The following is a 23,801-nucleotide window of genomic DNA, read 5'->3' as shown; positions in this document are numbered from 1 at the left end:
ACAGAAGAAACTTTAGAGCCTCCCGCATTAGAAGAATCTTTAGAAACGGAAGAATTGGTGGAAATGGAAGACGATCCGTTTGCTAGTTCAGAGACAGAAGAATTGTGGGAGACAGAAGAAACTTTAGAGCCTCCCGCATTAGAAGAATCTTTAGAAACGGAAGAATTGGTGGAAATGGAAGACGATCCGTTTGCTAGTTCAGAGACAGAAGAACTGTGGGAGACAGAAGAAACTTTAGAGCCTCCCGTATTAGAGGAATCTTTGGAAGCGGAAGAACGGGTGGAAGTGGAAGACGATCCATTCGCGAGTTCAGAAGAGGAGTTGTGGGAAGAAGAAATTGCAGAGACTCCGCCATTGGAGGAATCTTTAGAAGAAGAATTGGTGGAAATCGAAGACGATCCATTTCCTATGGCAGAAACAGAGGAATTGTGGGAAGAAATTGAGGAATCTGAGTCCGCTACGTTCACGAGTTCTGAAGAGGATTTATCAACTGAAGATTTATGGCAAGAAGAAACAGAAACTGCTCCAGCTCAATTGGCTGAATCTTTGGAAGAGGATTTAGGAGTAGATGACGATCCATTTTCGAGTTCAGAAGAAGAGTTGCTATTAGATGAATCCCAAGAATCTTTATGGGAAAAAATAGAGGAAGCAGAGGGAGATCCGTTTGCGAGTGCGGATCAACAGCCTTTGGGAATTCCCGAAGCATCAGAGGAAGAAGAAGCAGAAATTTTAAGTGCGTTTGAAATGGATACGATGTCGGAGACGATTTGGAATGATATGAGTTCTCCTGAAGAAAGTTCTGTAGAAACAGAAGCATTACTAGATGTGTTTGAGCCAGAGGAAGAAGAAGTACAAATTCCTTTAGATCTCCCCGACTTTTCTTCAGAGGTGATTGAGGAGTATGGTGAAGCAGAAGAGACAGATGCTGATTTGTTAGATGTGTTTGGAGATACAGAGGAGCTAGATTTTCCCCTAGGCGATCGGAGTAATGCGATCGCTGAAGATCGGGCGAGCGCTCAAGTTCTGAGCGATGCGAAGGCAATAGAGGAAATTGGAGCAGATATGGGCGATCTGTGGGAGGATTCGCCAGTGAGTCATACGGCACCGACAGTGGTGGAACCAGAGTTAGAAGGAATGATTGACGAATTTGCCCAAGAGGAGTTAGATTCCTTTGGTGAGTCAGTTCAAGATTCGATCTTGGATCAGTCTGATGGATTAGAGGAGCTTTTATCTGAAGACTGGGAGAAGGAAGAGGAGATTACTCCTCCAGCTATCACAGAAGAACTGATGCTGGAGGAGGATGAGGTTGATCCCTTAGCTGATTTGTTTGCTGAGGACGATGATGCTGCCGATCCTTTTGCTGAGTCTCTAGACTTATCAGAGGGATCAACTCAACAAGAAGAGTCAGAACTCTTTGATGCTTTGGGAGACGATCCTTTTGCCGATGAGTGAAGATCCTTTTGAGGAAAAAAAATCTTAGACTAAAGATTCTCTTTACTGCTCAAATCAAACCCAACCGAGTTAATCAACAACTTTATTCAATAGGAGTACAATTGTCATGCCTGATTCAACAGAAATAACACCTACCCAGAATGGGCAGTTGGGACAAGTGTCTAGTCTTCAACGCCGGTTTAGCGATTTTGTTGTCGGGTTAGGTGAAGTTCTCACCGATATGACTGCCCTAGAAGTCAATACGATGATAGTGTCACAAATTACGGGGAGCAAATTTGTGCCCCAGGAAGCCTATCGTTATATCTATGACATTCCAGAGAATGAAGGGGATGAACAGTATTTTTATCAGCGTCAAATTCCTCCAGCACTTTACCATCGCTATCATGGATTGCGTCGCAAATTGCTGATGGAGTATCGACAAGTCCTCAGTAATCCGACGAATGATTTATTCGATCCTCAAGAGCGACTGCCGAACCCAGACGATCCGAGTGATGAAGACAAACTACAGAATTTGCTCTCGAATGGTCGTTTTTTGCGAGGTTTGCGCAAACTGCAAGAACTGAAGTCAGCTTTAGATAGTCAAGATCTCAAGTCTGAATCAACGGATATTATCTATGCGCAAACGGTCATGCAACTTGATGGGGATATTATTAATCGATACCATGAGAAGTTACTCGATTTTGATCAGAAGGAATTGTTGATCCAAATCCATAATGAAGGGGTAAATTCTGGGGAACGGCAATGGCGGGGTTTGCTGGAGTTTATGGTCGAGATTGTGCAAAATATTCTGGAAAAAAGTACGGATGGACGGTTTAGATTACCGGCTGCCACGTTTGTTAATCCTAATCGGTAGATGAAACTCCAAAGGAGAGTGTGTTTAAGTTTATCCGAAATACGGTAGAGCGGGTTCGATCGCTGGTAAACCCGCCGCAAACTCCAGGAAGCTTGATTGCGCCTTGTATTCGAGCCGAAGATGGGGAGTTTGTGTTTTATCTGAATCCGTTGATGCTCCAACACATTGAGGGGGTGAAGTTGGGGGGCGATCGCCTAATCATCCCCCCTCGTCAATTGGCTCGCCTCTTGGTCGATCTTCGGGAGATGGTAGTTGTTGATACAACATCTAAGGGAACCATTCAATCGGCCTTGACATTTAGGACTTTTTATGTTGGGAATAACACGAAAGAAGGTAAGTTTCTATTACGAACTGTCTTATCTCCAGATGGAGATCTGATTAACCAAGTCGGCCGAGAATTATTGGATAGACCAGAATGCTTGAGGGTGGTTCAAAGTCACAATTGGTTGATCAATGAACTGTTGAGTTTCTTGCAACTGAGAACCACTCAATTGGTCGATCGCATTGCCTGGGCGATCGCCATGCTCACGATTTGGATTCCCAGTGCTATCTTGAGTATCAGAAACCTGCTCGTTGTCCTTCAAGATCCTGGGGTTCTCCAACAACTGCTGATCTCTGTGCTGATTTGGGTTGTTTTACCCGCAGTCATTGGGACATTGCTGGGTTTCCTTTTCCGGGAGTGGTTAATTCGGCGGATGATCGGTACCCTTCCCCGGTTAAGTTCTTGGGCATTGCGAGAACTATTTACCTCGAAACCGACGTTAACCAAACGCATTGCTCAACAAATTTGGGGACAATTTGGGGTTTAGTGGGAATTAGGGCATGGGCAAGAGGTAAAAGGCAAAACTAGGTTTTACCTTTTCATGACCCAATTCTACTCCCCAGCCTTAGAGCGCAAGGTTTGCAGTAAGTTCACCATGTCACTCTGTTTCTCCGCCGAAGCCCAAATCAGAGCGGTCCAACTATTCTTATCCTTGGCTTTTAAATCAGCACCTTGTTCAACCAAGAGAGTCACAACTTCAGTGTGGCCTTTAGCAGCGGCAGCCATCAAAGGGGTTATACCCTCGTTACTTGGAGTATTGGCATTAGCACCAGCAGTGAGTAATTGTTTTACCAGTTCTACATAACCCCCAGCACTCGCTTCCATTAACGGGGTCCATCCATCCTCATCCCCTTGATTGACATTGAGGTTGGCCTCAATTAATAGGTGTAAAATCTCAGGATCTCCCTGTTCAGCCGCAGTAATTAAAGCAACGCTTCCTTGGTCATTGAATTCAGTTTGATCCCAGGTTTGAGTTAAAGTCTGTACTGTAGCGCGATCGCCGGCTTGGATCGCTTCAATTAATGAGGTTATGTCCATATCTGTGTCTGAATCTACGATCGATATTCTGATTCTCTCAAATGGGCCGGGAGAATTAACCACTTGGGTGCGTCCGGTGGTCAAAGAAATTCGCCAGGCTCTAGGAGCGAACAACAAAAGGGTTCGCATCTCTGTGGTGTTATCCCCTTGTCCCCATGCCAGTGGTTCGGAAACCGAGATGGCAGCCTCTTTGCCAGAGGTAAATCGAGTTCAGGGGCCAGAAGATTTTATCCTCTTTTTATTGTGGGGGAAAACGGCCCAAAATTGGCAATGGAGCGATCGCGGTTTGGTGCTGTTTCTGGGAGGCGATCAATTTTTTACTCTCATATTGGGCAAGCGGTTGGGCTATCGAACCCTGGTATATGCAGAATGGGAAGCCAGATGGCAGCCTTGGATTGACCGATTTGCGGTGATGAATCGCCAAATTTTAGACAAAGTACAACCCAATTTAGCCCATAAATTCACTGTAGTGGGGGATTTAATGGCAGACTCAGCCCAGTCGGTTTCGACATCTGAAAATCCGGTTGATAGGGAGTTGATTGCGGTATTACCGGGGTCAAAACCGGATAAATTGCGGCCGGGATTACCGTTCTCATTGGCGATCGCCCAGTTGATCCATCAACAGCGCCCTCAAACCCAATTTATCATTCCCGTTGCCCCAACCCTCAATATCGAAACTTTAGCCCTATTTGGCGATCCTCAATTCAATCGAACTCTGCAATATTGGCCTACAGGGAAAGCTGAGTTAATTGAAAACGGGTCTCAACCGCGCCTAAAAACCCCAAGTGGTTTAGAAATCGATCTGTGGACTGCCTTTCCGGCGTATGAAATGCTCACCCAATGTCAATTTTGTATAACGACAGTCGGGGCAAATACGGCAGAATTGGGGTCTTTGTGCCTACCAATGATTGTATTATTGCCCACCCAGCAGCTCGACGCAATGCGGAGTTGGGATGGTATTTGGGGAATGTTAGCCCATTTACCGGCTGTAGGTTCGAGTATTGCTAAGGTAATCAATAAAGTGATTCTGTTCTGGAAACAACAGCGAGGGGAATTATTTGCTTGGCCCAATATTTGGGCAAAAGAGATGATTGTTCCAGAATGGGTAGGACATTTAGAAGCCGAAGAAGTAGCCCAGCAAGTGATTGAGTATTTAGACCATCCCGAGCAATTACAGGAAATGCGCGATCGCCTAGCAAGAGTGCGCGGAGAGACAGGAGCGGCTGCACAGTTGGCTCAGATGGTTGTTGAGGAAATGGATATAGAGCGCTAGGGAAGAGGCAATAGGTAATACAGCGCTTCGCGCGGTAATAGGTAATAGGAAAACCATTTTTCACGCTATAAAGTTAATTAATCCTGAACCTTTAAAAAACTGGTTTACTCATTGTTGTTACTGTCCATCATAACAGCGCAAAGCGCTGTATCTTTGGCATTACTCAAGGCATTTGCTTCTAGAGACATCCTCTCCTCCCTTGGCTTACGGATGGTTTCCTACTGTTTTATAGATAGCCAAGGAGGGTAGGACTTGATAAAGGATCGCACCTACATGATGATTGAGTTGTCAAGGTTCTACTTTTTTTTCTGGGCTGTTAGCGATCGCCAATCAACCCCTAGGTAGTTAACCTTGCCGCTAATCCCCTAAGCTAATGAGTTAGCCTAATAATGAAGCAATCTGGTCAATCTTCGCGATCGCACAGGAATAGGGAATGAGGAGGAGATTTTAGAGAATTAACCAACTTAAAATTTCAGATACGGTTAACTGGCGATCCATTCCTTCTAGAACAGGCAGTTGTGCGTCGGTGGTAAATAAATCGAAGAAACACCCATGAATTCTGAGAATCTTAATCCGTTTAACTGTCCTCAACGGGATCAACTGTTTAATCACGCCATGCAAATGAAATGGTATGACATTTGTCCCATTGATGGCGAAACCGGTTTACCTCTAGTCCAACAAAAAGTTCCCTATGCTCTCTATCACTGTTATTCCGTTTCTCCAGATATGGTGCAAGAGATTAAACAGGCTTCAGAAGCCGTAGGTCGGGTTCTGATGGAAACTTGGTCGGTTCTTCGCACGTTGGAGGAAGAAGCCTTGCATTATTATGGCTTTCCCCAGGAAACAATTAAATTAGTCAAGTCTGACTCCTTACCCCCCTTTTGTATGCGATTGGACTGGTGCTGGAATGAACAAACAGGCATCAAAAAAGTGATTGAAACCAATGCCCAAACCCCTAGTTTTTGGTTTGAGTGCACCCAAGGAAATCGACAGGTTGCAGCAGAATTTGGGTTAGAAGACCCGGATTGTGAATCGGATCGGATCTTAACCGTTACTCTCGGTCAACACCTGAAAAGAGCTGCTGCTGATTTGAATAAACCCTTATCGAACTGTCGAATTGCGTTTACAGCCTTAAACAATCCCGAAGATATGGGGACTATGAAATGGTTAAGCCGTCATGTGCAAGGAAGAAGTCTGGTCTTTCCCCTAGAATATCTCCGCATCCAAGATGGAGAATATTTATTTTACCAAAGGACAGGAGAGCCGATTGATATTCTGTTCATGTGGTATCCCATGGAATGGGCCATTTATGATACCGATGAAGGCGATCGCCCATTATGGCCAGCCCTAGAAGAACTGATACTACAAAAGCGAGTCATCTTGGTTAATTTTGCCTCTGCTTTTGCCCTCCAACCCAAGAGCGTATTTGCCCTAATTCAGGATTTAGGCATTGACTTTTTTGAGCCACAGATTGCGGCTACGGTATTTGACTATTTTCCTAAAACTTCCCTGACACCGAAGACCATAGGCAATTCCTATTTTGGCAAACCCATTTTAGGCAGACAAGGAGAAGGAGCGTTTGCGTTTGAGTCTGGAGAAGTCATCAGTGAAAGTGATAATAATGATCCCTGGTATACGGAACAAGAGTATGTCTATCAAGAACTTTTAAGTTTTCCCCAACTTGAGATTATGGGTGAACCAATGAATGTGTTATGGGGCGTTTGGTTATACAATAATGGGCAAGATCAGTTAATTTCTGGTGGATTGGGTATCAGAGTTTCGGAAGGGCCGATCACCGATGATTTATCCTACTGGTGTCCCATTGGATTGAGTTTTAATAACAGATGAGAATTCTGACATATCGCCATAAAAATCCCAGAGAACGCGCCGACACCTGCCAGATTGTGTCAAAATAGTCAAGTAGAATGAATGACCCCGCAGGAGTTTAACTCGTGGAATCTCGCTATAATCCAGTCGAAATTGAGGAAAAATGGCAACAAACTTGGGCTGAACAAGGAGTAGACACCACACTAACCGACCCAGAGAAACCCAAGTTCTACGCCCTTTCCATGTTTCCCTACCCTTCAGGAAACCTGCACATGGGTCACGTTAGAAATTACACGATAACGGATGTGATTGCCAGGGTCTATCAGATGCGCGGCTATCGGGTGCTGCACCCCATGGGATGGGATGCGTTTGGTTTGCCAGCAGAAAATGCGGCGATCGCCAGGGGCATTCATCCGGCAAAATGGACGTATGAGAACATTGGCCAGATGAAGGCCGAACTCCAGCGCTTAGGACTCTCCTACGACTGGAATCAGGAAGTCGCCACCTGTTCCCCCGACTATTACCGGTGGACGCAATGGATTTTCTTGCAATTCTTCCAAGCCGGTTTAGCCTACCAGAAAGAAGCAGCCGTGAATTGGGACCCCGTAGACCAAACCGTACTCGCCAATGAACAGGTAGACAGCGAGGGTTATTCCTGGCGCTCTGGAGCCAAAGTCGAGCGCAAACTTTTGAAACAATGGTTCTTGAAAATTACCGACTACGCCGAAGAACTCTTGCAAGACTTGGATAAGCTCACCGGATGGCCGGAGCGCGTGAAACTCATGCAAGCCAACTGGATTGGCAAATCCGTGGGAGCGTATCTCGAATTTCCCATTGTGGGACTCGATGAGAAAATGGCTGTATTTACGACTCGTCCCGATACCGTGTATGGAGTCACCTATGTGGTGTTAGCTCCAGAACATCCCTTAACCCCGCAAGTGACGACTCCAGAGCGACAGCAAGCGGTGAGTGAGTTTATCGCATCCCTTGAGGGAGAAAGCGATATTGACCGCACAGCCGAAGATAAGCCAAAACGGGGCATACCCACCGGAGGACGGGCAATTAATCCGTTTACGGGTGAAGAGATTCCCATTTGGATTGCCGATTATGTGTTGTACGAGTATGGAACCGGTGCAGTGATGGGGGTTCCCGCCCATGATGTGCGCGATTTCCAGTTTGCGACGCAGCAGCAGTTACCGATTAAGGTAGTAATTTCCCCGACTCAAGGGGAAGCACCGGAGCGTTTGAGCGAAGCTTATACGGAACCGGGTTATATGGTGAATTCCGGTATGTTTAATGGCGCTCCCTCCACGGAAGGCAAACAAGCCATCATTGATTATGCCCAAAGTCAAGGGTATGGAAAGGCACGGGTGCAGTATCGCTTGCGGGATTGGTTGATTTCTCGGCAACGGTATTGGGGGGTTCCCATTCCTGTTGTTCATTGTCCCAATTGTGGAGCAGTTCCAGTTCCCGACGAGCAACTCCCGGTACGGTTACCGGAGGATGTAGCGTTTTCGGGTAAGGGTGCGTCTCCATTGGCACAGTTAGAAGATTGGGTCAATGTAGATTGTCCCACCTGCGGCACTCCGGCGAAACGGGAAACGGATACGATGGATACGTTTATTGATTCGTCTTGGTATTTCTTGCGCTATCCGGATGCGAAGAATGACAAGGCGGTGTTTGATTCGGCGAAAACCAATGATTGGATGCCGGTGGATCAGTATGTGGGGGGGATTGAACATGCGATTCTACACTTATTGTATTCTCGATTTGTGACGAAGGTTTTGCGCGATCGCGGTTTAATTAATTTTGACGAACCCTTCCAACGGTTGCTCACCCAAGGCATGGTACAAGCTCTAACCTACAAGAATCCCAATACCGGTAAGTATGTTCAACTCGAGCAAATTGAGGATACCAATCAACCAACCGATCCGAATACCGGTGATTCTCTAGTTACTTCCTATGAGAAAATGTCCAAATCCAAATACAACGGTATTGCTCCCTTAACTGTCTTGGGCAAATACGGTGCAGATACCGCACGGATGTTTATTCTCTTCAAAGCACCCCCAGAAAAAGACCTCGAATGGGATGATGCCGATGTTGAAGGACAATTTCGCTTTCTCAATCGGGTTTGGCGGTTAGCGATGGAGTTTGCAGAATCGTCTTCTGAAGCACAAGCTGCTAACACAAAAGCCGAAAAAGACCTCCGTCGCGCCATCCACACCGCCATTAAAGAAATCACCGATGATTTAGAAGGGGATTATCAGTTTAATACCGCCGTTTCCGAGATGATGAAACTCAGTAACGCCCTCAACGATGCCCCCTGTAAATCTTCTCCCGTTTATACCGAAGGGATTCAAACCTTATTGCTCCTACTCGCACCTTTTGCCCCCCATATCGCTGAAGAATTATGGCAAAGTTTGGGTTATCAAGAGTCCATTCACCGCCAATCTTGGCCGGTTGTAGATGAGAGCGCCTTAGTCGTCGATGAGATTACCCTAGTAATTCAAATTATGGGTAAAACACGGGGCACAATCGAAGTCCCCGCTACCGAAGATCGGGCACTTTTAGAGCAATATGCCCGCGATTCCGAAGTTGCCCAACGCTATATTGAGGGTAAGGAAGTGAAGAAAGTGATTGTTGTGCCTAAGCGCAATTTAGTTAACTTTGTGGTGTCTGGTTAAGTGAAGTTTTCAGAGTAGGTTGGGTTGATGAAGCCCAACCTACCCTTTGAGTTATAATTACCGATAAAAATGATCAAATTTCATAAAGGTAAATTCTTATTTAAATCTGAAGCTTTACTTGAGGAGTTTATCTGGCTGCACTTATCTAAGCTCCTGGATTTAAATCCAGTGGCTAAACAATATTACATTAATGACAAAAATCGATCGGATATTTTAGCCGTTGACCCACAAAACCGGTTAGCGATTATCGAACTGAAAAATAGCGGTGGCAAAGCCAGTCTCGATCAGTTACTGCGCTATAAAAAAGCATTAATGCGCCATCCTCCCGACGGTAAACAATTTGCACCAGTGGACTGGAAACAAGAGTTTTCTTTAATTTCAATTGCTGCTGATTTTTCGGCTCCCGCCAAAGACTATGCGGCTCGTCATCTGCCGAATAGCTTACTGTTACAATATGAAATCGATCGCACGAAAGATAACCGTTATTGTTTGATTTTGCGAGATTTGGAGGGAAAAGTCTATCGCAAACAAGACATTGAAGTGGTTGAAGACTCCCTATTTGATTCTTTGCCGCCCTTTTTTCAAGCTTATTTACTGACACAGCCAGAGATTAAGGATAGAATCCTGGAAATCATTCAGAAGATTCTGGATTATCATCCAACCATTCAGTTTGCGACTGAAGTAGATCACTACTCTCACATAAAATATCTGGAATTTGGTAAGTTTAACAAGGAAGGAAAAATGATGCACAATAAAACCTGTGCCCGTTTTAGTTATTATTTTGGCCCAAATCATGAAAAACCAAGATTATTTCTAGGGGTTCGCTTGCCTACTTTGTGGATTATTCCCACACTGCGTAATATGAGAAGTGGAATATTTAAAAGAGGTAAAATAATTGGTGGCGTTGGCATCTGGACAGATGACTTTTATCATGTTAACAAGATAACTGACGTTAATGTATCAATGAGTAATTCATGCAATATCAAATTAAGATACCCATTTAACAAAGATCAAATCTATGACACATTTGAAGATTACTATATCAATTACCACAAAGAGATGAAATCTCGTCAGAAGCTTAAACCCCTGACTCATGATGACTTCAAGTCAGTTGATAGCGTAATTCAAATGGCGTTAGAGGATTGGTCAGTGCGATAGGAAAATTGAGAGGAGAAAATACAATGCCTTTTACTGGTTATAAAAACCTGGCAATGGTTATTCAAGCTTTTGAGTTAAATTACCAAGAAACCAATTTTATTTTACCTTCTGAATTCACCTTAAACGATTACTTCAAGCAACGGTTTGAAGCACTTTTGACAGAAGGTATTGTTGATAATTCAGAAGCTGCGATTTGCGAAAATTTAATTGCACCAATTTTAACTGAAGTTTGGTTTTCTTATAAACAAAACTGGTTACTGTGGAGTCATCAAAGCCTAAGTTATGATGAAGATTTATCAGGAGTACCAGATTACATCTTAGCACATAAATCTCCTCTGGGCAAGATTGTTTTTGAGCAACCTTTTTTTGTTGCCATAGAAGCCAAGAAAGATGATTTTACTGCCGGTTGGGGACAATGTGGCGCGGAAATGGTGGCTTGCCAAAAAATTAATGGAATTCAAGAGCAAACGATTTTTGGGATAGTCTCCAATGGCAAAGTGTGGGAGTTTGGGAAATTGAGCGATCGCGCATTCACCAAGAACCTCAAATCTTACACTATTTACGATTTAGAACGATTATTCAACGCCGTTAATTACGTTTTTGAGCAATGTCAATTACAAGTTAACCCGTAAGCAAAACACTTAATTGTCATTGCGTCGAATCAAGTAACGGACTTCTTCAAGGAGAATATTAAAACGCTCGTCATTTTCCGCTTGACGTTGTTTCATTTCTGCTTGCTGTTTTTCCATTTCCGCTTGACGCTGTTCCATTTTAGCTTGACGTTCTTCCCTTTCAGCTTGACGTTCTTCCATCTGTTCCATATGGCGTTGATGTTGAGCCGCAACTTGTAAGAGTGCCTGTGAGGTAATTCTCAAGCCCTCTACACTATCTTTGACCTCGCTAATGCTTTCCCGTAGCTCACCGATACTTTCGCGCATTTCGCTCACACTCGAAGAGAGTTCGTCGAGCATTTCATCAGTCCATCGCACAACTGCCATTTTTTTGCTCCTTTTTGTTTTAGGCTTGTTTCTATTCTACCCGTTGCTAAAGACAGTTTTCAAAGGCACTCCTAACCATCCCTGAAAGTTTTTCAGTTGTAGGGATGAAGGGTTAGGTAAGGGAGTGAGATAATAAGACGTAGGCTTAGGTTCAGCTAAGGTAATGGTTACGGTTTTGAGTTGATCTCCATGGAAGAGAGTTAGAGTAATCAAATCTCCAGGATTATAATCTTTTAAGCGATCGCTCAAGTCATCTGCACTGACGCGCAACCCGTCTAAGGCTAACAGTTCATCTCCTGCATCAATGCCGATATTATAGGCAGGAGAATGGCTTTCGACATATTTAACCCGATTCCGTCCCTGTTCTGCTCTAACCGTGATTCCGAGGTGGGGAATATCCGGTGATTTAATTTCAGCTTTGAGTTGTAAACCAAAGGGTTTGAGATAGGTGTTAAACGCTAGATCTTCGGTGGTATCGAGGGCTTTATAGAAGAAGTCTTCTAAGGACATATGGGCAACGGATTCAATGGTGGAGTGTAGTTGCTTTGGGGTATAACCGGTTTCCGTTTTGCCGAAATTTTCCCACATTTGTACCATCACATCATCGAGCGATCGCCGGTTTTGATGATGAGCGCGAATCATTAAATCGAGAATTAAGGACACCAACTCGCCTTTGAGGTAATACGACATTTGATTATTACGGCTATTGGCATCGGAGCGATAGAGCTTAATCCAAGCGTCAAAACTCGATTCATGTAGGGGTTGAATCCAACGACCTGGGGTATTTTGATAGCGGGTGATTTCCTTGCTCAATTCGTTCAAAAAATGTCGAGCGTCATAAATGCCTGCTCGCAAGGGAATTACCAGATCATAATAGGAGGTTGCTCCTTCACAAAACCACAAAGATGAGGTATAATTCTCTTGGGTATAGTCATAGGTTTCTAGTCCACTGGGGCGCAAACGTTTGACATTCCAGAGGTGAAAAAATTCATGGGCGATCAGTTGCATGAATGAGGCATATTTTTCCCGTTCGCGAAAACTAAAGCGGTCAAAAATCAAAGAGCAAGAATCTTTGTGTTCAAGTCCGCCTCGACTGCGAGCCAAGTGGAGAATAAAAAGATAGCGATCGTAGGGGAGTCCGCCAAAGAGTTCGGATTCAACTTCAATAATTTTTTCAATATCATTAATGGCACTTTCTGCGGGAAGATTGCCTTGGCCCCAAACGGCTAATTCATGGGTTTTGTTTAGGGTTTGGAAATAATAGATGGCATGGGTTCCAATTTCAAAGGGGCTATCGAGGAGGTGATCGAAGTTGTTGGCTTGAAAAATAGCACTCTCTCGTCCAACTTTCGGGAGGGCAGTGCTAATCTTCCAAGTCGTATCCGGAACGAGGATTTTTACCTGAATGGGTTGTTGTTCCATGCCAAGCACCTGGAAAAACAGGCAAGTGCCATTAAAATAGGCATGGGAGCTATCTAAATGGCTGGTGCGAACGGTGAGTTCATTGGCATAGATGCGATAAAAGACGAAAATATCTGAAGTGTTTTCTGTCTTAATTTGCCAATGGTTTTTACTCTTTTTGTGATAAACTAAAGAACTTTGTTCTAAGTCATGAACTTGAAATTCTTGTAAATTCTTAGCATATTCTCGAACTAAGTATGAACCGGGACTCCAAACCGGAAATAGGAGGTCAAGGCGATCGGCTTGCCAGCCGGAAATACTGAGGGTAACTTCATAGAGGTGGTTGCTCGGCTGGGGCATAGCCACTTGATAGGCGATCGCCACTTGATGCTCATCAGAGCAGCTCGGTTGAGGGATAGAGGTTTGAGTCATAGTCGTTAAGAACAGATAAAAATAGACATCAGGAAATTGAGTTAACCCATTCCGGCTAAATGTTTGAGTTGCTTTTTGTTAATTAAACACAATCGGTTTTCTTCAGTATGGATCGCAATCCATTTTTTTTCTTGCAACTTTTCCATGATTTTCTGAGTTTCTTGTAAGCCGATATCCGAGACATCCGCTAAATCTTGAAAGGCAACATTAAAAATGACTACTCCTCGTTGAGTGTCGAGTCCATACTCTTCGGCTAACCGAATGAGAGTATTGGCCAGTTTAACGGCAGGCGGTTGGTTTCGCAGTTGGAAGCGAACATTATTTTGCCGCAGACGGCGAACCATCAACTGCAACATGCGATGATGGAGCTGGGAATCATTAAACAGAGCTTGAATAAATCGCTGGGCTGATACGCTCATCAAGGTAACCGGACAAAGGGCAATGACATCGGTGGAGCGGGGAGATTCATCTAAAATCGCCATTTCTCCAAAAAAGTTACCCGGGCCGAGAACGGCGATCGTCATATCATTTTTATCGGACAGACGGCGGACTTTGACCCAACCCGATACAATAAAAAACACCGCATTTCCCCAAGCATCTTCCATTAACACCGCTCGTTGGGCAGGATATTCATGCTCTTGGGCAATAGACAATAGGCGATCGAGGGTCTCCGGGTTGGCGGTATTGAATAGGGGAAATCGTTCACTAAATTCTTCAGTAGTCAACATGAAAGGTGTTGGCGTTAAGCTTAACAGAAGGGGTTAGAGGTAGACCCAGGGGTGGGGAAGGACAGGATGGAGTTGACTGCCGATTGGCTAAATTGGGCTAGAGACAATCTGAATAGCAGTCGTTCTATCCTAATTAATTCTATCGGTTGGTGGGCAGCACGAGGCGATGGGATCAAGTATGAGGGGTCGCCCAAATTATCTAAAAATGTGTAGGAATGTTGCAAAACTTCAAATTTGCGCTAGGATAATCCTTAAAGTCGCCGTCAAGGGCCGAGGACAACTCATTGAGTGGATCGAGCGGCACAGAAGCGGTGCATTTCCAACGGGTTAGAGACAACAGCAAAGCGTTTTTAGCTTTGTCAGCTTAGTCTAAACCGAAGCGATCCACTGATTGAAAAACTCCATGGGCAATAAGCCAACGATTGCGATCGCCCACTTGGGCTGTGAAAAAAACCGAATTGACACCGAACATATGCTCGGTTTGCTCGTTCAAGCAGGCTACGGCGTTGATTCAAACGAAGAGTTAGCCGATTATGTCATTGTTAACACCTGTAGTTTTATCCAAGAGTCTCGACAAGAATCGGTTCAAACCCTCGTCGAACTAGCAGAGGCTGATAAAAAAATTGTGATTACGGGCTGTATGGCCCAACACTATCAAGAAGATCTCCTCGATGCCCTACCGGAAGCGGTAGCAGTCGTCGGAACAGGGGACTATCAGAAAATTGTGGAGGTGATGGAACAGGTGCAAGGAGGCGATCGCCCGCTCGCAGTTTCCTCCAATCCAACCTACATCGCCGATGACCAAACCCCTCGCTATCGGACAACCACCGAGGGGGTAGCCTATCTGAGAATTGCCGAAGGATGTGATTATAAATGCGCGTTTTGCATCATTCCCCACCTGCGTGGAAAGCAGCGATCGCGCCCCATCGAATCCATCGTTGCTGAAGCCCAAAAATTAGCAGATGAAGGGGTTCAAGAACTGATCTTGATTTCCCAAATTACCACCAACTATGGAGCCGACCTTTACGGGAAACCCCAACTGGCTCAACTGCTGAGGGCACTTGGACAGGTCAATGTTCCTTGGATTCGGATGCACTATACCTATCCGACTGGCTTTAGCCCAGAAGTAATTGCCGCTATCCAAGAAACCCCCAATATTCTGCCTTATCTCGATTTACCTCTGCAACACTCCCATCCAGATATTCTTCGGGCTATGAATCGCCCTTGGCAAGGTCAGGTCAACAACCAAATTATCGAAAACCTGAAACAAGCGATCCCTAATGGAGTCTTCCGAACCACCTTTATTGTTGGTTTTCCGGGTGAAACCCAAACCCACTTCGATCACTTGTGTGACTTTGTAGATCGTCATCAATTCGATCATGTAGGCGTATTTGCCTTTTCTCCCGAAGAAGAAGCCCCCGCTTCTGGCTTTGACAACCCGGTTCCGGAACCGGTCAAAGAAGAGCGCCGCAATCACCTAATGGAGCGACAACAACCCATTTCCCTGAGCCGAAATCAGGCTGAAATCGGTAAAACCGTCGATGTGCTGGTTGAAGGAAGCTTCCCAGACACCCAAGATTTAATCGGTCGCTGTGCCCGATTTGCTCCAGAAGTCGATGGTGTTGTGTACATCAGATCCCAAGGAAATTCGGAACCCCTAGGAAAACTGATTTCCGTCAAGATTACAGATGCGGATGCTTATGACCTCTATGGCGATCGAGTTTAGAGCCATACCTCAACTGCGATCGAGAACTGTCCCATTGCTGTGTAAATTACGCTGACATCGGACTTAAAATTTCCACTCATATTAAGGAGTATTAATGACTGTTTCATTTCAAGAACTCGGAATTTCTGAAAATCGTGCCCAATATTTAGAAAGCATTGGGTTTGTTGAACCCACAGAAATTCAAACCAAAGCCATTCCCCATTTGCTTCAGAATCAAGATGTGGTTGGCCAAGCGCAAACGGGAACGGGTAAAACCGCGACCTTTGCTCTGCCGATTTTAGAGCGGCTCAATCTTGAACAGCGCAACCCCCAAGCTTTAATTCTGACCCCAACGCGGGAATTAGCTGAACAAGTCCGCAAAGCCATTCGCGATCTAACCGGAGATAAACGGATTCGGGTGACCGCTATTTATGGTGGGCAGTCCATTGAGCGCCAGATCCAACGGCTCAGAAGTGGAGTGCATATTGTAGTGGGAACCCCAGGACGGGTGATCGATCTGCTTGAGCGTAAGGAGTTAACCCTCCAAGACCTCTCTTGGGTGGTTTTGGATGAAGCCGATGAAATGTTGAATATGGGCTTTATTCAAGATGTAGAGAAAATCCTCTCCCAAGTGCCCACAGAGAGACAAACGGCCTGTTTCTCCGCTACCATGCCCCCGTCTATTCGTAGTTTAGTGCAACGGTTCCTAAAATCGCCGATTACGGTAACCGTTGAACAACCCAAAGCTGCTCCGGTTCATATTGAGCAAATTGCTTATATGATTCCGCGCGGATGGACAAAACAACGGGCACTGCAACCGATTCTGGAAATGGAAAGCCCGGATTCAGCGATTATTTTTGTGCGTACTCGTCGCCAAGCGGCTGAGTTGACCAGTCAACTGCAATCGGCTGGCTATAGTGTGGATGAGTATCATGGGGATTTGAGCCAATCCCAACGGGAGCGCTTAATGACTCGCTTCCGCCATCGCCAGGTGCGTTGGGTAGTGGCAACTGATATTGCAGCGCGAGGCTTGCATGTGGACGACTTGTCCCATGTGATTAACTACGATTTACCGGATAACCTGGAAAATTATGTCCACCGGATTGGGCGGACGGGACGCGCAGGTAAGGATGGTACGGCGATTTGCTTGGTACAATCCTTTGAGCGCCGTAAACTGACTCAGATTGAACGGTATATTCGTCAACGGTTAACGGTGAATCGGATTCCAACTCGCGCTCAAATTGAGGCTCGTCATATTGACCGTCTGCAAGATCAAGTCAGTGATGCCGTAACTGGGGAGAGAATGGCTTCGTTCTTGCCTTTAGTGGCCAGGTTGAGTGAAGAGGGCTATGAACCCCATGCGATCGCCGCTGCTGCTCTGCAAATGGCTTATGATACCACTCGTCCCGCTTGGGCACAAACCGACTATGATGCCACGGAAGATGATGTTAAATACAGCACTCCTAAGCCGAAGCTGGCTAAACGGAATCGGAATGCATCTTCCCTGCGTGATAAGCGCGAAGACCGGGTTGGAGCCAGTGAACAATCCTAAACCAGCAGTTCGATAGTCACAGTACAATCAGGGAGGCTTAGGTTGAAAATGGTTCAAAAGCTACCCTGGCCCTCCCTGGCCATCTTATTAATTTCTTATACCAGTTTTGCGGCAGCCCTGCCCCCTCTGAATTGGTTAGATGAACCTCCGTCATTCTCGGCGGAGGTTCGTCTTTGGATTCTGGCAACCCTATTAGCGCTGAGTTTTACGGCTTTGCTCACGGCTCCTTTACGGCAACTCAAAGAGGGGATGGTGAAGGGATTTCAAAGTGATTTAGGGTTATTGTTAGGAGTGGTGACCCTGGGCTTTTTCTCTGTGTTAATTTTATCCCGAATTCATGTGTTTTATCGGGGCTTTGTCCTGCTGTGTTCGGGGGCATTGGCTCGCCTAGATTTACAAACGTTAGGGTTTACGGAGTGGCAAGCCTTTTTTATTTTAGCCATCACCTCTGTTTTAGGCTTAATCGTGGGTTGGATGATGGCCTATTTGAGTTAATTTAGAGCAGGCGAAAGATAAAGGGATAGCGATAGGATGTTTCGGGTTGGCTTAGGCAATGGGCGATCGCCAAAACGGGTAAGATCACACTCATAATTTGCAATAGTCCCAACAAAGGCCAACCAATTAATACAATGGTGAGTATGCCAAAAATGATTTCGTATAACCAGACATTCAAGTGGAAATTGAGGGACTCTTTGGCATTCTGCTTGACAACTGGATCGTCGGAGATGACAGAAATGGCGATCGGCACTCCCACCGAAACCCACAATAAACTAAAGAAAATAGAGCCTTGACACAGAGCAGAAAGTAACTTGCGCTTATCTGGATCGTACATTATTCTCTCCACTGACTTGAATTTCTATATTCATAGTAATCAATGCCCTCAATCAGCTTCCATACGGATTACCGTCTGCTAATCTGCTAAATGAGAAATCCTCAAGCGTTTGCTACTTCTAAAGGCGTGACTCCTAAAGCTGGGATTGTAGCTCAACTTGCTAAACCCAAGTTTGAAGACCCTCTTTATGTCAAAAATAAAATATTCCAAGTCTGAATTATATCATGGCTATATCGCTACTCGAAAGCCAAACGTATTGCCTCGATAGTTCGCCCACAACATATTACGATGAGCTGAACGGCAATTGAGCAACTGATTACTCCAAGAACCCCCACGTATGACCTTTAATTCCGGTTGATCGCCAGATAACCAAGATTCTCCGTTATTGGGTGCAAGATTGTAGGTGTTGTGCCAGTGGTCATTGCACCATTCCCAGACATTACCATGCATATCATACAACCCAAATTGATTAGGGTTAAAACTTCCGACTGCCCTAGTTTTTAGCTCTCTTTCTGAGGGATTAGGCAGTTTATAATTGGCTAAGTCAATGGTTAGCATTTCACCCACGTTAAATGGAGTTGTAGTTCCAGCGCGACAGGCATATTCCCACTGAGCTTCTGAGGGTAAGCAATAATTTCGTCGAGTGTGGGAAGAGAGTCTTAAACAAAATTCTTGTACTTCATCCCAAGAAATTTGTTCAACGGGTAAATCATCCCCTTGGAAATGAGAGGGCTTAGATTCTAGGCGATGGTTGATTTGTGGAAAAGAGGCGACTCTATGCCATTGTGCCTGGGTAACCTGAAATTTCCCTAAATAAAAGGGAGCAACTGTGACTACATGTTGGGGACTTTCATCAGATTCTTGGTTGTCTTCATCCCCAGGAGAACCCATAAGAAAGGTGCCTCCGGGTATAGAGACCATTTCTAAACAAACTCCATCCCCTAAGTCTTCTTGAAAAGATTGGGCTTGGTAATTTTGGCGCTTAAGGGGTTCTCCACGATGATTAACAGTAACGACTTCAAAGTTAAATGTTGAGTATGTTGGCTGTTTATCATGAGAGAATTGTTCTACATCCTCCTCGTGCTGAGAAATTTCTGTGGGATCATCAGGGTTAGTCTTGGGTGGCGATAATTCAAACTCAGGTACAGTTAAGTCAGAATTTTTAACGACTTCAACGTTAAATGTTGAGGGTTTTGGAACATTAGAAACTGGAGCAGGGGATAAATCTAGTTCGGTAATGAGTGTGGGATTATCTGGGGCAATGGCAGGAGGAAAAATAGGATGGGTTTCTTCATGTTGCAAGTTTCTGAGAGGATTCGGTTCAGCAATTGGAGGAGGTTTAGAAATCAAGGGAGATGAGAGGGAGTTTATGGCTTCTAGGGCTTCTGCTCCGTAGGAATAGCGATCGCCGAAATGATAGCAGACCATTTTCCCTAAAACTTCCTCCAACTCCTCCCTCACGGAGGCGAACTGTTTCCATAATATCTCTTCAGTCTCCGGGTCTTTCGGGAGTTCAGGCAAAGATTTTCCGGTTAAGGCTTGAATCGCAATGACTCCCACGGCATAAATATCACTACTGAATTTCGGACGACCGATCGCCTGTTCGCTGGGCATATAATTGGGAGAGCCAATAATCACCGATACAGGAGTTTGGGACGTTTTTTCAGGGGAAGGGTGAACCTGGGAAAGAGTTTGCTTAACTGCACCAAAATCAATCAGAACCAGTTGGTTATCAAGCGATCGCCGGATGATATTACTTGGTTTTAAGTCTCGGTGAATCACTCCCTGTTGATGAACAAAATCCAAGGGAGTCAAAATATCTCTTAACAAAGCGATCGCCCGATCTTCCTGCCAGGGTTGTCCCTCTCCGATCTCGGAGGCAAGTTCATGACCCTGAATATACTCTTGAACTAAGTAAAATTCCTCCTCTTGTTCAAAAAAGGCCAACAAACGGGGAATTTGGGGATGTTCTCCCAACCGTTGTAAGATTTGAGCTTCAGTGGTGAACAACCGCTTGGCGACTTTTAGAGCATCCGGGTCATCCAATTGGGGTTTGAGTTGCTTAACCACACACAGAGGATGACCCGGAAGGTGATGATCTCTGGCAAGAAATGTTTTGCCAAATCCCCCTTGACCGAGTTCTTGCTCAATTTGGTAGTGACCTGCTAACACTTGTCCCATAACCTGGGGTGTTGTTAATAAAATACCCCATCTAGAATAGCGCAGAACACTAAAGAGGCAATAGGAACTCTAGCCATAGGGTATTGGTCTTTTCCGAAAAACAGTCCCTATTTATTATTCCATTCCCTATCTGTCATTTGACTTGAACCTTTCTAGAGAGAGCCGTAAGTCGCTCAGATGATACTGAACCATATTTTCTACAACGGTTTTAATTGCTTTCATCGGTGCAACTTTGTCATACATCGCAATCGTCACTTCATTAATACTATTGGGACCCTCAGAGAACTGCTGAATAATTTGTGCCAAAATAATCTGTAGTTCTTCCAGTGCAGGGAATCGCTCCACTCGAGTACCGAGCAGAGGAAATGCAATACTTTGAAAACCCTCTTGATTGGCTGTCTCTAAGCAAGTTTGCACTGCTTGTTGAATCGTTGATTTATAGATATTTTGGGAAAGAATGGAAAAATCAGAAGCGAAATTCATGACTGCTGCATGATAAATCTTCTTTGCCCATAGGTAACCTGCGGTTGTCGCTGCGATCGCGCCTAATCTTAAAGGTTGTAATTTTTGGGCTTCTTTATACACTTCAATTCCGCCAATGGAACGAATTTGTTTAGAAACGCCTACCCCCATGGTTAAGTAAGTATCGTCTGAGCTGACAATCACATCAGCCGTTAGATTCGTAATATCTCCTTGATAGAGTTTGATTGATTTGCCTTGCACGCCTAATTCACAAATCCATAATCCTCCCCATCGATCGCGTTGATTGATCGGTTGAAAGGTCACCGGTTGTGATGATTCTGGGTCAATGGAAGCAGAAAAAGACACAACGGTGGGAGAGTCAGGGGAAACGGGTTCCGCTTTGGGAATCGGAGGAGGAGGGGAAGTCGGGGAAATAGAGAGGGCATTGACCGCTTCTAGGGCTTCTGCGGCGCAGGAGTAGCGATCGCCGAAATGATAGCGTACCATTTTCCCTAATACAGCCTCTAACTCTGAACTCACGGATGCCAATGGTTGCCAAAGAATCTCTTCAGTCTCCGGATCTTTCGGGAGGTCTCTAGGTAATGTTCCCGTTAGGGCTTGAATGGCAATAATTCCCACTGCATAAATATCACTGCTGAATTTCGGGCGACCAATCGCCTGTTCGCTGGGCATGTAATTGGGAGATCCAACAATTACCGATAAGGGAGTCTGGGACGTTTTACCCATTGAAGGGGTTAATTCTGAAAGAGTTTGCTTGACTGCACCAAAATCAATCAGAACCAGTTGGTTATCGAGCGATCGCCGGATAATATTACTCGGTTTTAAGTCCCGGTGAATCACCCCCTGTTGATGGACAAAATCTAAAGACACCAAAATATCTCTTAACAGGGAGATCGCCTGAAGCTCACTCCACGCTTTACCCTCTTGAATCTCCTGCGTTAGCTCATGACCCTGGATATATTCTTGGACGAGATAAAACTCCTCCTCTTGTTCAAAAAAGGCCAACAACCGGGGAGTTTGGGGATGTTCTCCCAAGCTTTGTAAGGTTTGAGCTTCCGTTTTGAACAAGCGCTTGGCGACCTTCAGAGCATGGGAGCCATGCCATTGGGCTTTGAGTTGCTTCACCACACACAGAGGATGACCAGGAAGATGATGGTCTCTAGCCAGAAACGTCTTGCCAAACCCTCCTTGACCCAATTCTTGCTCAATTTCGTAGTGACCGCCTAACACTTGTCCTATAGCTGGGGTACTGTTGATAAAATACCTCATCTAGAATAGCGCAGCTCCATAGAGAAATGAGATTAATCATGCCCCAGCTTGGGACACTTGCGAATTGACGACCGATTGTGCTATCAAATCAGAAGATGTGCTGGATCTGTAAAATGCACATTTCTACGACCTCTCTAAACTCCTATGAGGTGCAGTTAGTCTGCAGCTTCATGTAGCCGATATATCCATTGAACAATTTCTAGACCAGCGCGATCGCCAACTTTTTGATTTTTCATTGATCTTAAACTCGGATCGCTCGATTGGCCCCTGTTGCTTCCAACTCACGGGCTTTTTTGCCTCGCCAAAAGAGGCGAATGGGTGTACCGGTAAATCCCAGTTGTTTGCGGATTTGCCCTTCTATATAGCGACGGTAGTTTTCTCCCAACCGTTTGGGATCGTTGACAAAAATACTAAAGCTTGGCGGTTGGCTACTGACTTGCGTGCCATAGTAAATTTTGCCCTGTTTCCCTTGCCGGTTGGTGGGGGGAGTGTGCCAACTGATGGCCTCTTGCAGAACTTCATTAACAACAGAAGTGGAAACACGGCGTTTATGTTCGCTGACGGCATTATCGACTAACTTCAGAATTTTGGGAACCCGTTGTCCCGTCAGAGCGCTGACAAAAATCATTTCTGACCAGTCAATGAAGTAGAGGCGATCGCGAACCTGTTGTTCGTAGTGCAAAATGGTATAGCTGTCTTTTTCCACCTGATCCCATTTGTTCACCACAATCACACAAGCGCGGCCATCTTCAGTAATGCGGTTAGCCAATTTTTGGTCTTGTTCGGTGACTCCATCGATCGCATCAATGACCAGTAATACCACATCAGACCGGCGAATGGCTTTAAAAGCACGATTGATCCCGAAAAATTCGGCCCCGTATTCCACATTTTTCTTCTTGCGAATGCCCGCAGTATCAATTAACCGGTAGGTTTTGCCCTCATGTTCGACCATGGTATCAATAGCATCTCGGGTGGTACCGGAAATGGGGCTAACAATGGCCCGTTTTTCCCCTAAAAAGGCATTGAGTAAACTCGATTTACCCACATTCGGACGACCAACAATGGCGATTTTGGTTTCTGTAGATTCTTCCCAGTTTTCCATCACGGGTAAGTGAGGCAGTAAAGCATCCAGAAGATCCCCCGTTCCATTGCCGTGAATGGCGGAAATAGCATAGGGTTCGCCTAGTCCTAATTCCCAAAATTGGGCGGCTTGAATCAGTCCCCGATCTGGAGATTCGCATTTATTCACCGCTAAAATGATGGGGATCGATTGTTGATGCAACCATTGGGCAATTTCCATATCTCCAGGGGTGGGTCCAGTTTGACCATCGACGAGGAAAATGGCAGCGCTAGATTCAGCTAAAGCGAGTAAGGCTTGTTCGCGAATCAGGGGCAAAAATTCAGTATCGTCATGGAAGAGTAGCCCCCCAGTATCGACGACTTGAAAATCGCGATCGCGCCAATAGCAGTAACGATACGTGCGATCGCGGGTAATTCCAGGTTCATCAAACACAATCGATTCTTGTCTTTTGGCTAACCGATTGACCAGGGTCGATTTGCCGACATTGGGACGGCCGATAATGGCGATGATAGGCAGTTTCATAGGAACGTTT

18 protein-coding genes and 1 pseudogene are annotated in these 23,801 nt (G+C 45.2%); 11 read left to right on the top strand and 8 right to left on the bottom strand.

Features of this window, described 5'->3' with window-relative positions; translation table 11 throughout:
- The 3 genes and pseudogenes from AC3A14_RS01375 to AC3A14_RS01365 all read left to right on the top strand — a co-directional run.
- Positions 1-1,452, top strand: a pseudogene (locus tag AC3A14_RS01375) (hypothetical protein); the annotation flags it as partial.
- Between the two features lie 106 nt (positions 1,453-1,558).
- Positions 1,559-2,305 (top strand): hypothetical protein, encoded by a 747-nt coding sequence (locus AC3A14_RS01370; protein ID WP_271939803.1) that lies wholly within the window; start codon positions 1,559-1,561, stop codon positions 2,303-2,305.
- Positions 2,306-2,325: 20 nt separating this feature from the next.
- The gene (locus tag AC3A14_RS01365) at positions 2,326-3,114 is read left to right on the top strand and encodes a hypothetical protein (protein ID WP_318699701.1); all 789 of its coding nucleotides are present in this window, start codon (positions 2,326-2,328) and stop codon (positions 3,112-3,114) included.
- A gap of 65 nt (positions 3,115-3,179) precedes the next feature.
- On the opposite strand, the gene AC3A14_RS01360 is transcribed toward AC3A14_RS01365, so the two are convergent.
- Positions 3,180-3,665: an ankyrin repeat domain-containing protein gene (locus tag AC3A14_RS01360; protein WP_318732760.1), complete on the bottom strand. Its 486-nt coding sequence runs from the start codon at positions 3,663-3,665 to the stop codon at positions 3,180-3,182.
- On the opposite strand from AC3A14_RS01360, the gene AC3A14_RS01355 reads away from it, so the two are divergent.
- The 5 genes from AC3A14_RS01355 (at position 3,658) to AC3A14_RS01335 (ending at position 11,239) form a co-directional block, all read left to right on the top strand.
- Positions 3,658-4,938, top strand: a complete 1,281-nt coding sequence (locus tag AC3A14_RS01355) for a glycosyltransferase family protein (protein WP_318732759.1) — start codon at positions 3,658-3,660, stop codon at positions 4,936-4,938. The two genes, AC3A14_RS01360 and AC3A14_RS01355, sit on opposite strands and share 8 nt — an antisense overlap.
- A gap of 552 nt (positions 4,939-5,490) precedes the next feature.
- The gene (locus AC3A14_RS01350) at positions 5,491-6,786 is read left to right on the top strand and encodes a glutathionylspermidine synthase family protein (protein ID WP_318732758.1); all 1,296 of its coding nucleotides are present in this window, start codon (positions 5,491-5,493) and stop codon (positions 6,784-6,786) included.
- A 104-nt stretch (positions 6,787-6,890) separates the two neighbouring features.
- Positions 6,891-9,449: a leucine--tRNA ligase gene (leuS, locus tag AC3A14_RS01345; protein ID WP_318732757.1), complete on the top strand. Its 2,559-nt coding sequence runs from the start codon at positions 6,891-6,893 to the stop codon at positions 9,447-9,449.
- Positions 9,450-9,518: 69 nt separating this feature from the next.
- The gene (locus AC3A14_RS01340) at positions 9,519-10,607 is read left to right on the top strand and encodes a PDDEXK family nuclease (protein WP_318732756.1); all 1,089 of its coding nucleotides are present in this window, start codon (positions 9,519-9,521) and stop codon (positions 10,605-10,607) included.
- Between the two features lie 23 nt (positions 10,608-10,630).
- A complete protein-coding gene (locus tag AC3A14_RS01335) occupies positions 10,631-11,239 on the top strand; it encodes a hypothetical protein (RefSeq protein WP_318732755.1) in 609 nt (202 codons plus the stop codon).
- Between the two features lie 9 nt (positions 11,240-11,248).
- Here AC3A14_RS01335 and AC3A14_RS01330 read toward each other — a convergent pair whose 3' ends face one another.
- Genes AC3A14_RS01330 through AC3A14_RS01320 form a run of 3 tightly spaced genes read right to left on the bottom strand, consistent with a single transcriptional unit; the run spans position 11,249 to position 14,163 of the window.
- A complete protein-coding gene (locus tag AC3A14_RS01330; RefSeq protein WP_318732754.1) occupies positions 11,249-11,605 on the bottom strand; it encodes a hypothetical protein in 357 nt (118 codons plus the stop codon).
- 36 nt (positions 11,606-11,641) lie between these two features.
- Positions 11,642-13,438 carry a M61 family metallopeptidase gene (locus tag AC3A14_RS01325; protein WP_318732753.1) on the bottom strand — a complete coding sequence of 599 codons (1,797 nt, stop codon included), beginning with the start codon at positions 13,436-13,438 and terminating at the stop codon, positions 11,642-11,644.
- Positions 13,439-13,479: 41 nt separating this feature from the next.
- Entirely contained in the window at positions 13,480-14,163 is a 684-nt protein-coding gene (locus AC3A14_RS01320) for a Crp/Fnr family transcriptional regulator (RefSeq protein ID WP_271939844.1), read from the bottom strand.
- A gap of 406 nt (positions 14,164-14,569) precedes the next feature.
- On the opposite strand from AC3A14_RS01320, the gene rimO reads away from it, so the two are divergent.
- The 3 genes from rimO (at position 14,570) to AC3A14_RS01305 (ending at position 17,918) form a co-directional block, all read left to right on the top strand.
- Entirely contained in the window at positions 14,570-15,892 is a 1,323-nt protein-coding gene (gene rimO, locus AC3A14_RS01315) for a 30S ribosomal protein S12 methylthiotransferase RimO (protein WP_318732752.1), read from the top strand.
- A gap of 94 nt (positions 15,893-15,986) precedes the next feature.
- A complete protein-coding gene (locus tag AC3A14_RS01310) occupies positions 15,987-17,423 on the top strand; it encodes a DEAD/DEAH box helicase (RefSeq protein ID WP_318732751.1) in 1,437 nt (478 codons plus the stop codon).
- A 48-nt stretch (positions 17,424-17,471) separates the two neighbouring features.
- Positions 17,472-17,918: a hypothetical protein gene (locus tag AC3A14_RS01305; RefSeq protein ID WP_318732750.1), complete on the top strand. Its 447-nt coding sequence runs from the start codon at positions 17,472-17,474 to the stop codon at positions 17,916-17,918.
- Position 17,919: 1 nt separating this feature from the next.
- Here AC3A14_RS01305 and AC3A14_RS01300 read toward each other — a convergent pair whose 3' ends face one another.
- From AC3A14_RS01300 to der, 4 genes are all read right to left on the bottom strand, one after another.
- Positions 17,920-18,255 (bottom strand): DUF4870 domain-containing protein, encoded by a 336-nt coding sequence (locus AC3A14_RS01300; RefSeq protein ID WP_318732749.1) that lies wholly within the window; start codon positions 18,253-18,255, stop codon positions 17,920-17,922.
- A 228-nt stretch (positions 18,256-18,483) separates the two neighbouring features.
- Positions 18,484-20,436, bottom strand: a complete 1,953-nt coding sequence (locus tag AC3A14_RS01295) for a bifunctional serine/threonine-protein kinase/formylglycine-generating enzyme family protein (RefSeq protein WP_318732748.1) — start codon at positions 20,434-20,436, stop codon at positions 18,484-18,486.
- 126 nt (positions 20,437-20,562) lie between these two features.
- On the bottom strand, positions 20,563-22,188 hold the full coding sequence (locus AC3A14_RS01290) for a serine/threonine-protein kinase (RefSeq protein ID WP_318732747.1): 1,626 nt from the start codon (positions 22,186-22,188) through the stop codon (positions 20,563-20,565).
- Positions 22,189-22,429: 241 nt separating this feature from the next.
- Complete coding sequence (der, locus tag AC3A14_RS01285) at positions 22,430-23,791, bottom strand: ribosome biogenesis GTPase Der (RefSeq protein WP_318732746.1); 1,362 nt, start codon at positions 23,789-23,791, stop codon at positions 22,430-22,432.
- Positions 23,792-23,801 lie beyond the last annotated feature (10 nt).

The sequence above is a fragment of the Roseofilum sp. genome, from assembly GCF_982964205.1.
Note: the sequence above shows the minus strand (reverse complement) of the source record. Positions and strands in the feature narration are given on the sequence as shown.

Excerpts from the sequence above, each read along its gene's own strand:
- der (WP_318732746.1), bottom strand. The coding sequence starts at position 23,791 with ATGAAACTGCCTATCATCGCCATTATCGGCCGTCCCAATGTCGGCAAA.
- AC3A14_RS01295 (WP_318732748.1), bottom strand. The coding sequence starts at position 20,436 with ATGGGACAAGTGTTAGCAGGTCACTACCAAATTGAGCAAGAACTCGGT.
- rimO (WP_318732752.1), top strand. The coding sequence starts at position 14,570 with ATGGGCAATAAGCCAACGATTGCGATCGCCCACTTGGGCTGTGAAAAA.
- AC3A14_RS01335 (WP_318732755.1), top strand. The coding sequence starts at position 10,631 with ATGCCTTTTACTGGTTATAAAAACCTGGCAATGGTTATTCAAGCTTTT.
- AC3A14_RS01310 (WP_318732751.1), top strand. The coding sequence starts at position 15,987 with ATGACTGTTTCATTTCAAGAACTCGGAATTTCTGAAAATCGTGCCCAA.
- AC3A14_RS01325 (WP_318732753.1), bottom strand. The coding sequence starts at position 13,438 with ATGACTCAAACCTCTATCCCTCAACCGAGCTGCTCTGATGAGCATCAA.
- AC3A14_RS01340 (WP_318732756.1), top strand. The coding sequence starts at position 9,519 with ATGATCAAATTTCATAAAGGTAAATTCTTATTTAAATCTGAAGCTTTA.
- AC3A14_RS01360 (WP_318732760.1), bottom strand. The coding sequence starts at position 3,665 with ATGGACATAACCTCATTAATTGAAGCGATCCAAGCCGGCGATCGCGCT.
- AC3A14_RS01350 (WP_318732758.1), top strand. The coding sequence starts at position 5,491 with ATGAATTCTGAGAATCTTAATCCGTTTAACTGTCCTCAACGGGATCAA.
- AC3A14_RS01355 (WP_318732759.1), top strand. The coding sequence starts at position 3,658 with ATGTCCATATCTGTGTCTGAATCTACGATCGATATTCTGATTCTCTCA.
- AC3A14_RS01330 (WP_318732754.1), bottom strand. The coding sequence starts at position 11,605 with ATGGCAGTTGTGCGATGGACTGATGAAATGCTCGACGAACTCTCTTCG.
- AC3A14_RS01290 (WP_318732747.1), bottom strand. The coding sequence starts at position 22,188 with ATGAGGTATTTTATCAACAGTACCCCAGCTATAGGACAAGTGTTAGGC.
- AC3A14_RS01370 (WP_271939803.1), top strand. The coding sequence starts at position 1,559 with ATGCCTGATTCAACAGAAATAACACCTACCCAGAATGGGCAGTTGGGA.
- AC3A14_RS01305 (WP_318732750.1), top strand. The coding sequence starts at position 17,472 with ATGGTTCAAAAGCTACCCTGGCCCTCCCTGGCCATCTTATTAATTTCT.
- AC3A14_RS01300 (WP_318732749.1), bottom strand. The coding sequence starts at position 18,255 with ATGTACGATCCAGATAAGCGCAAGTTACTTTCTGCTCTGTGTCAAGGC.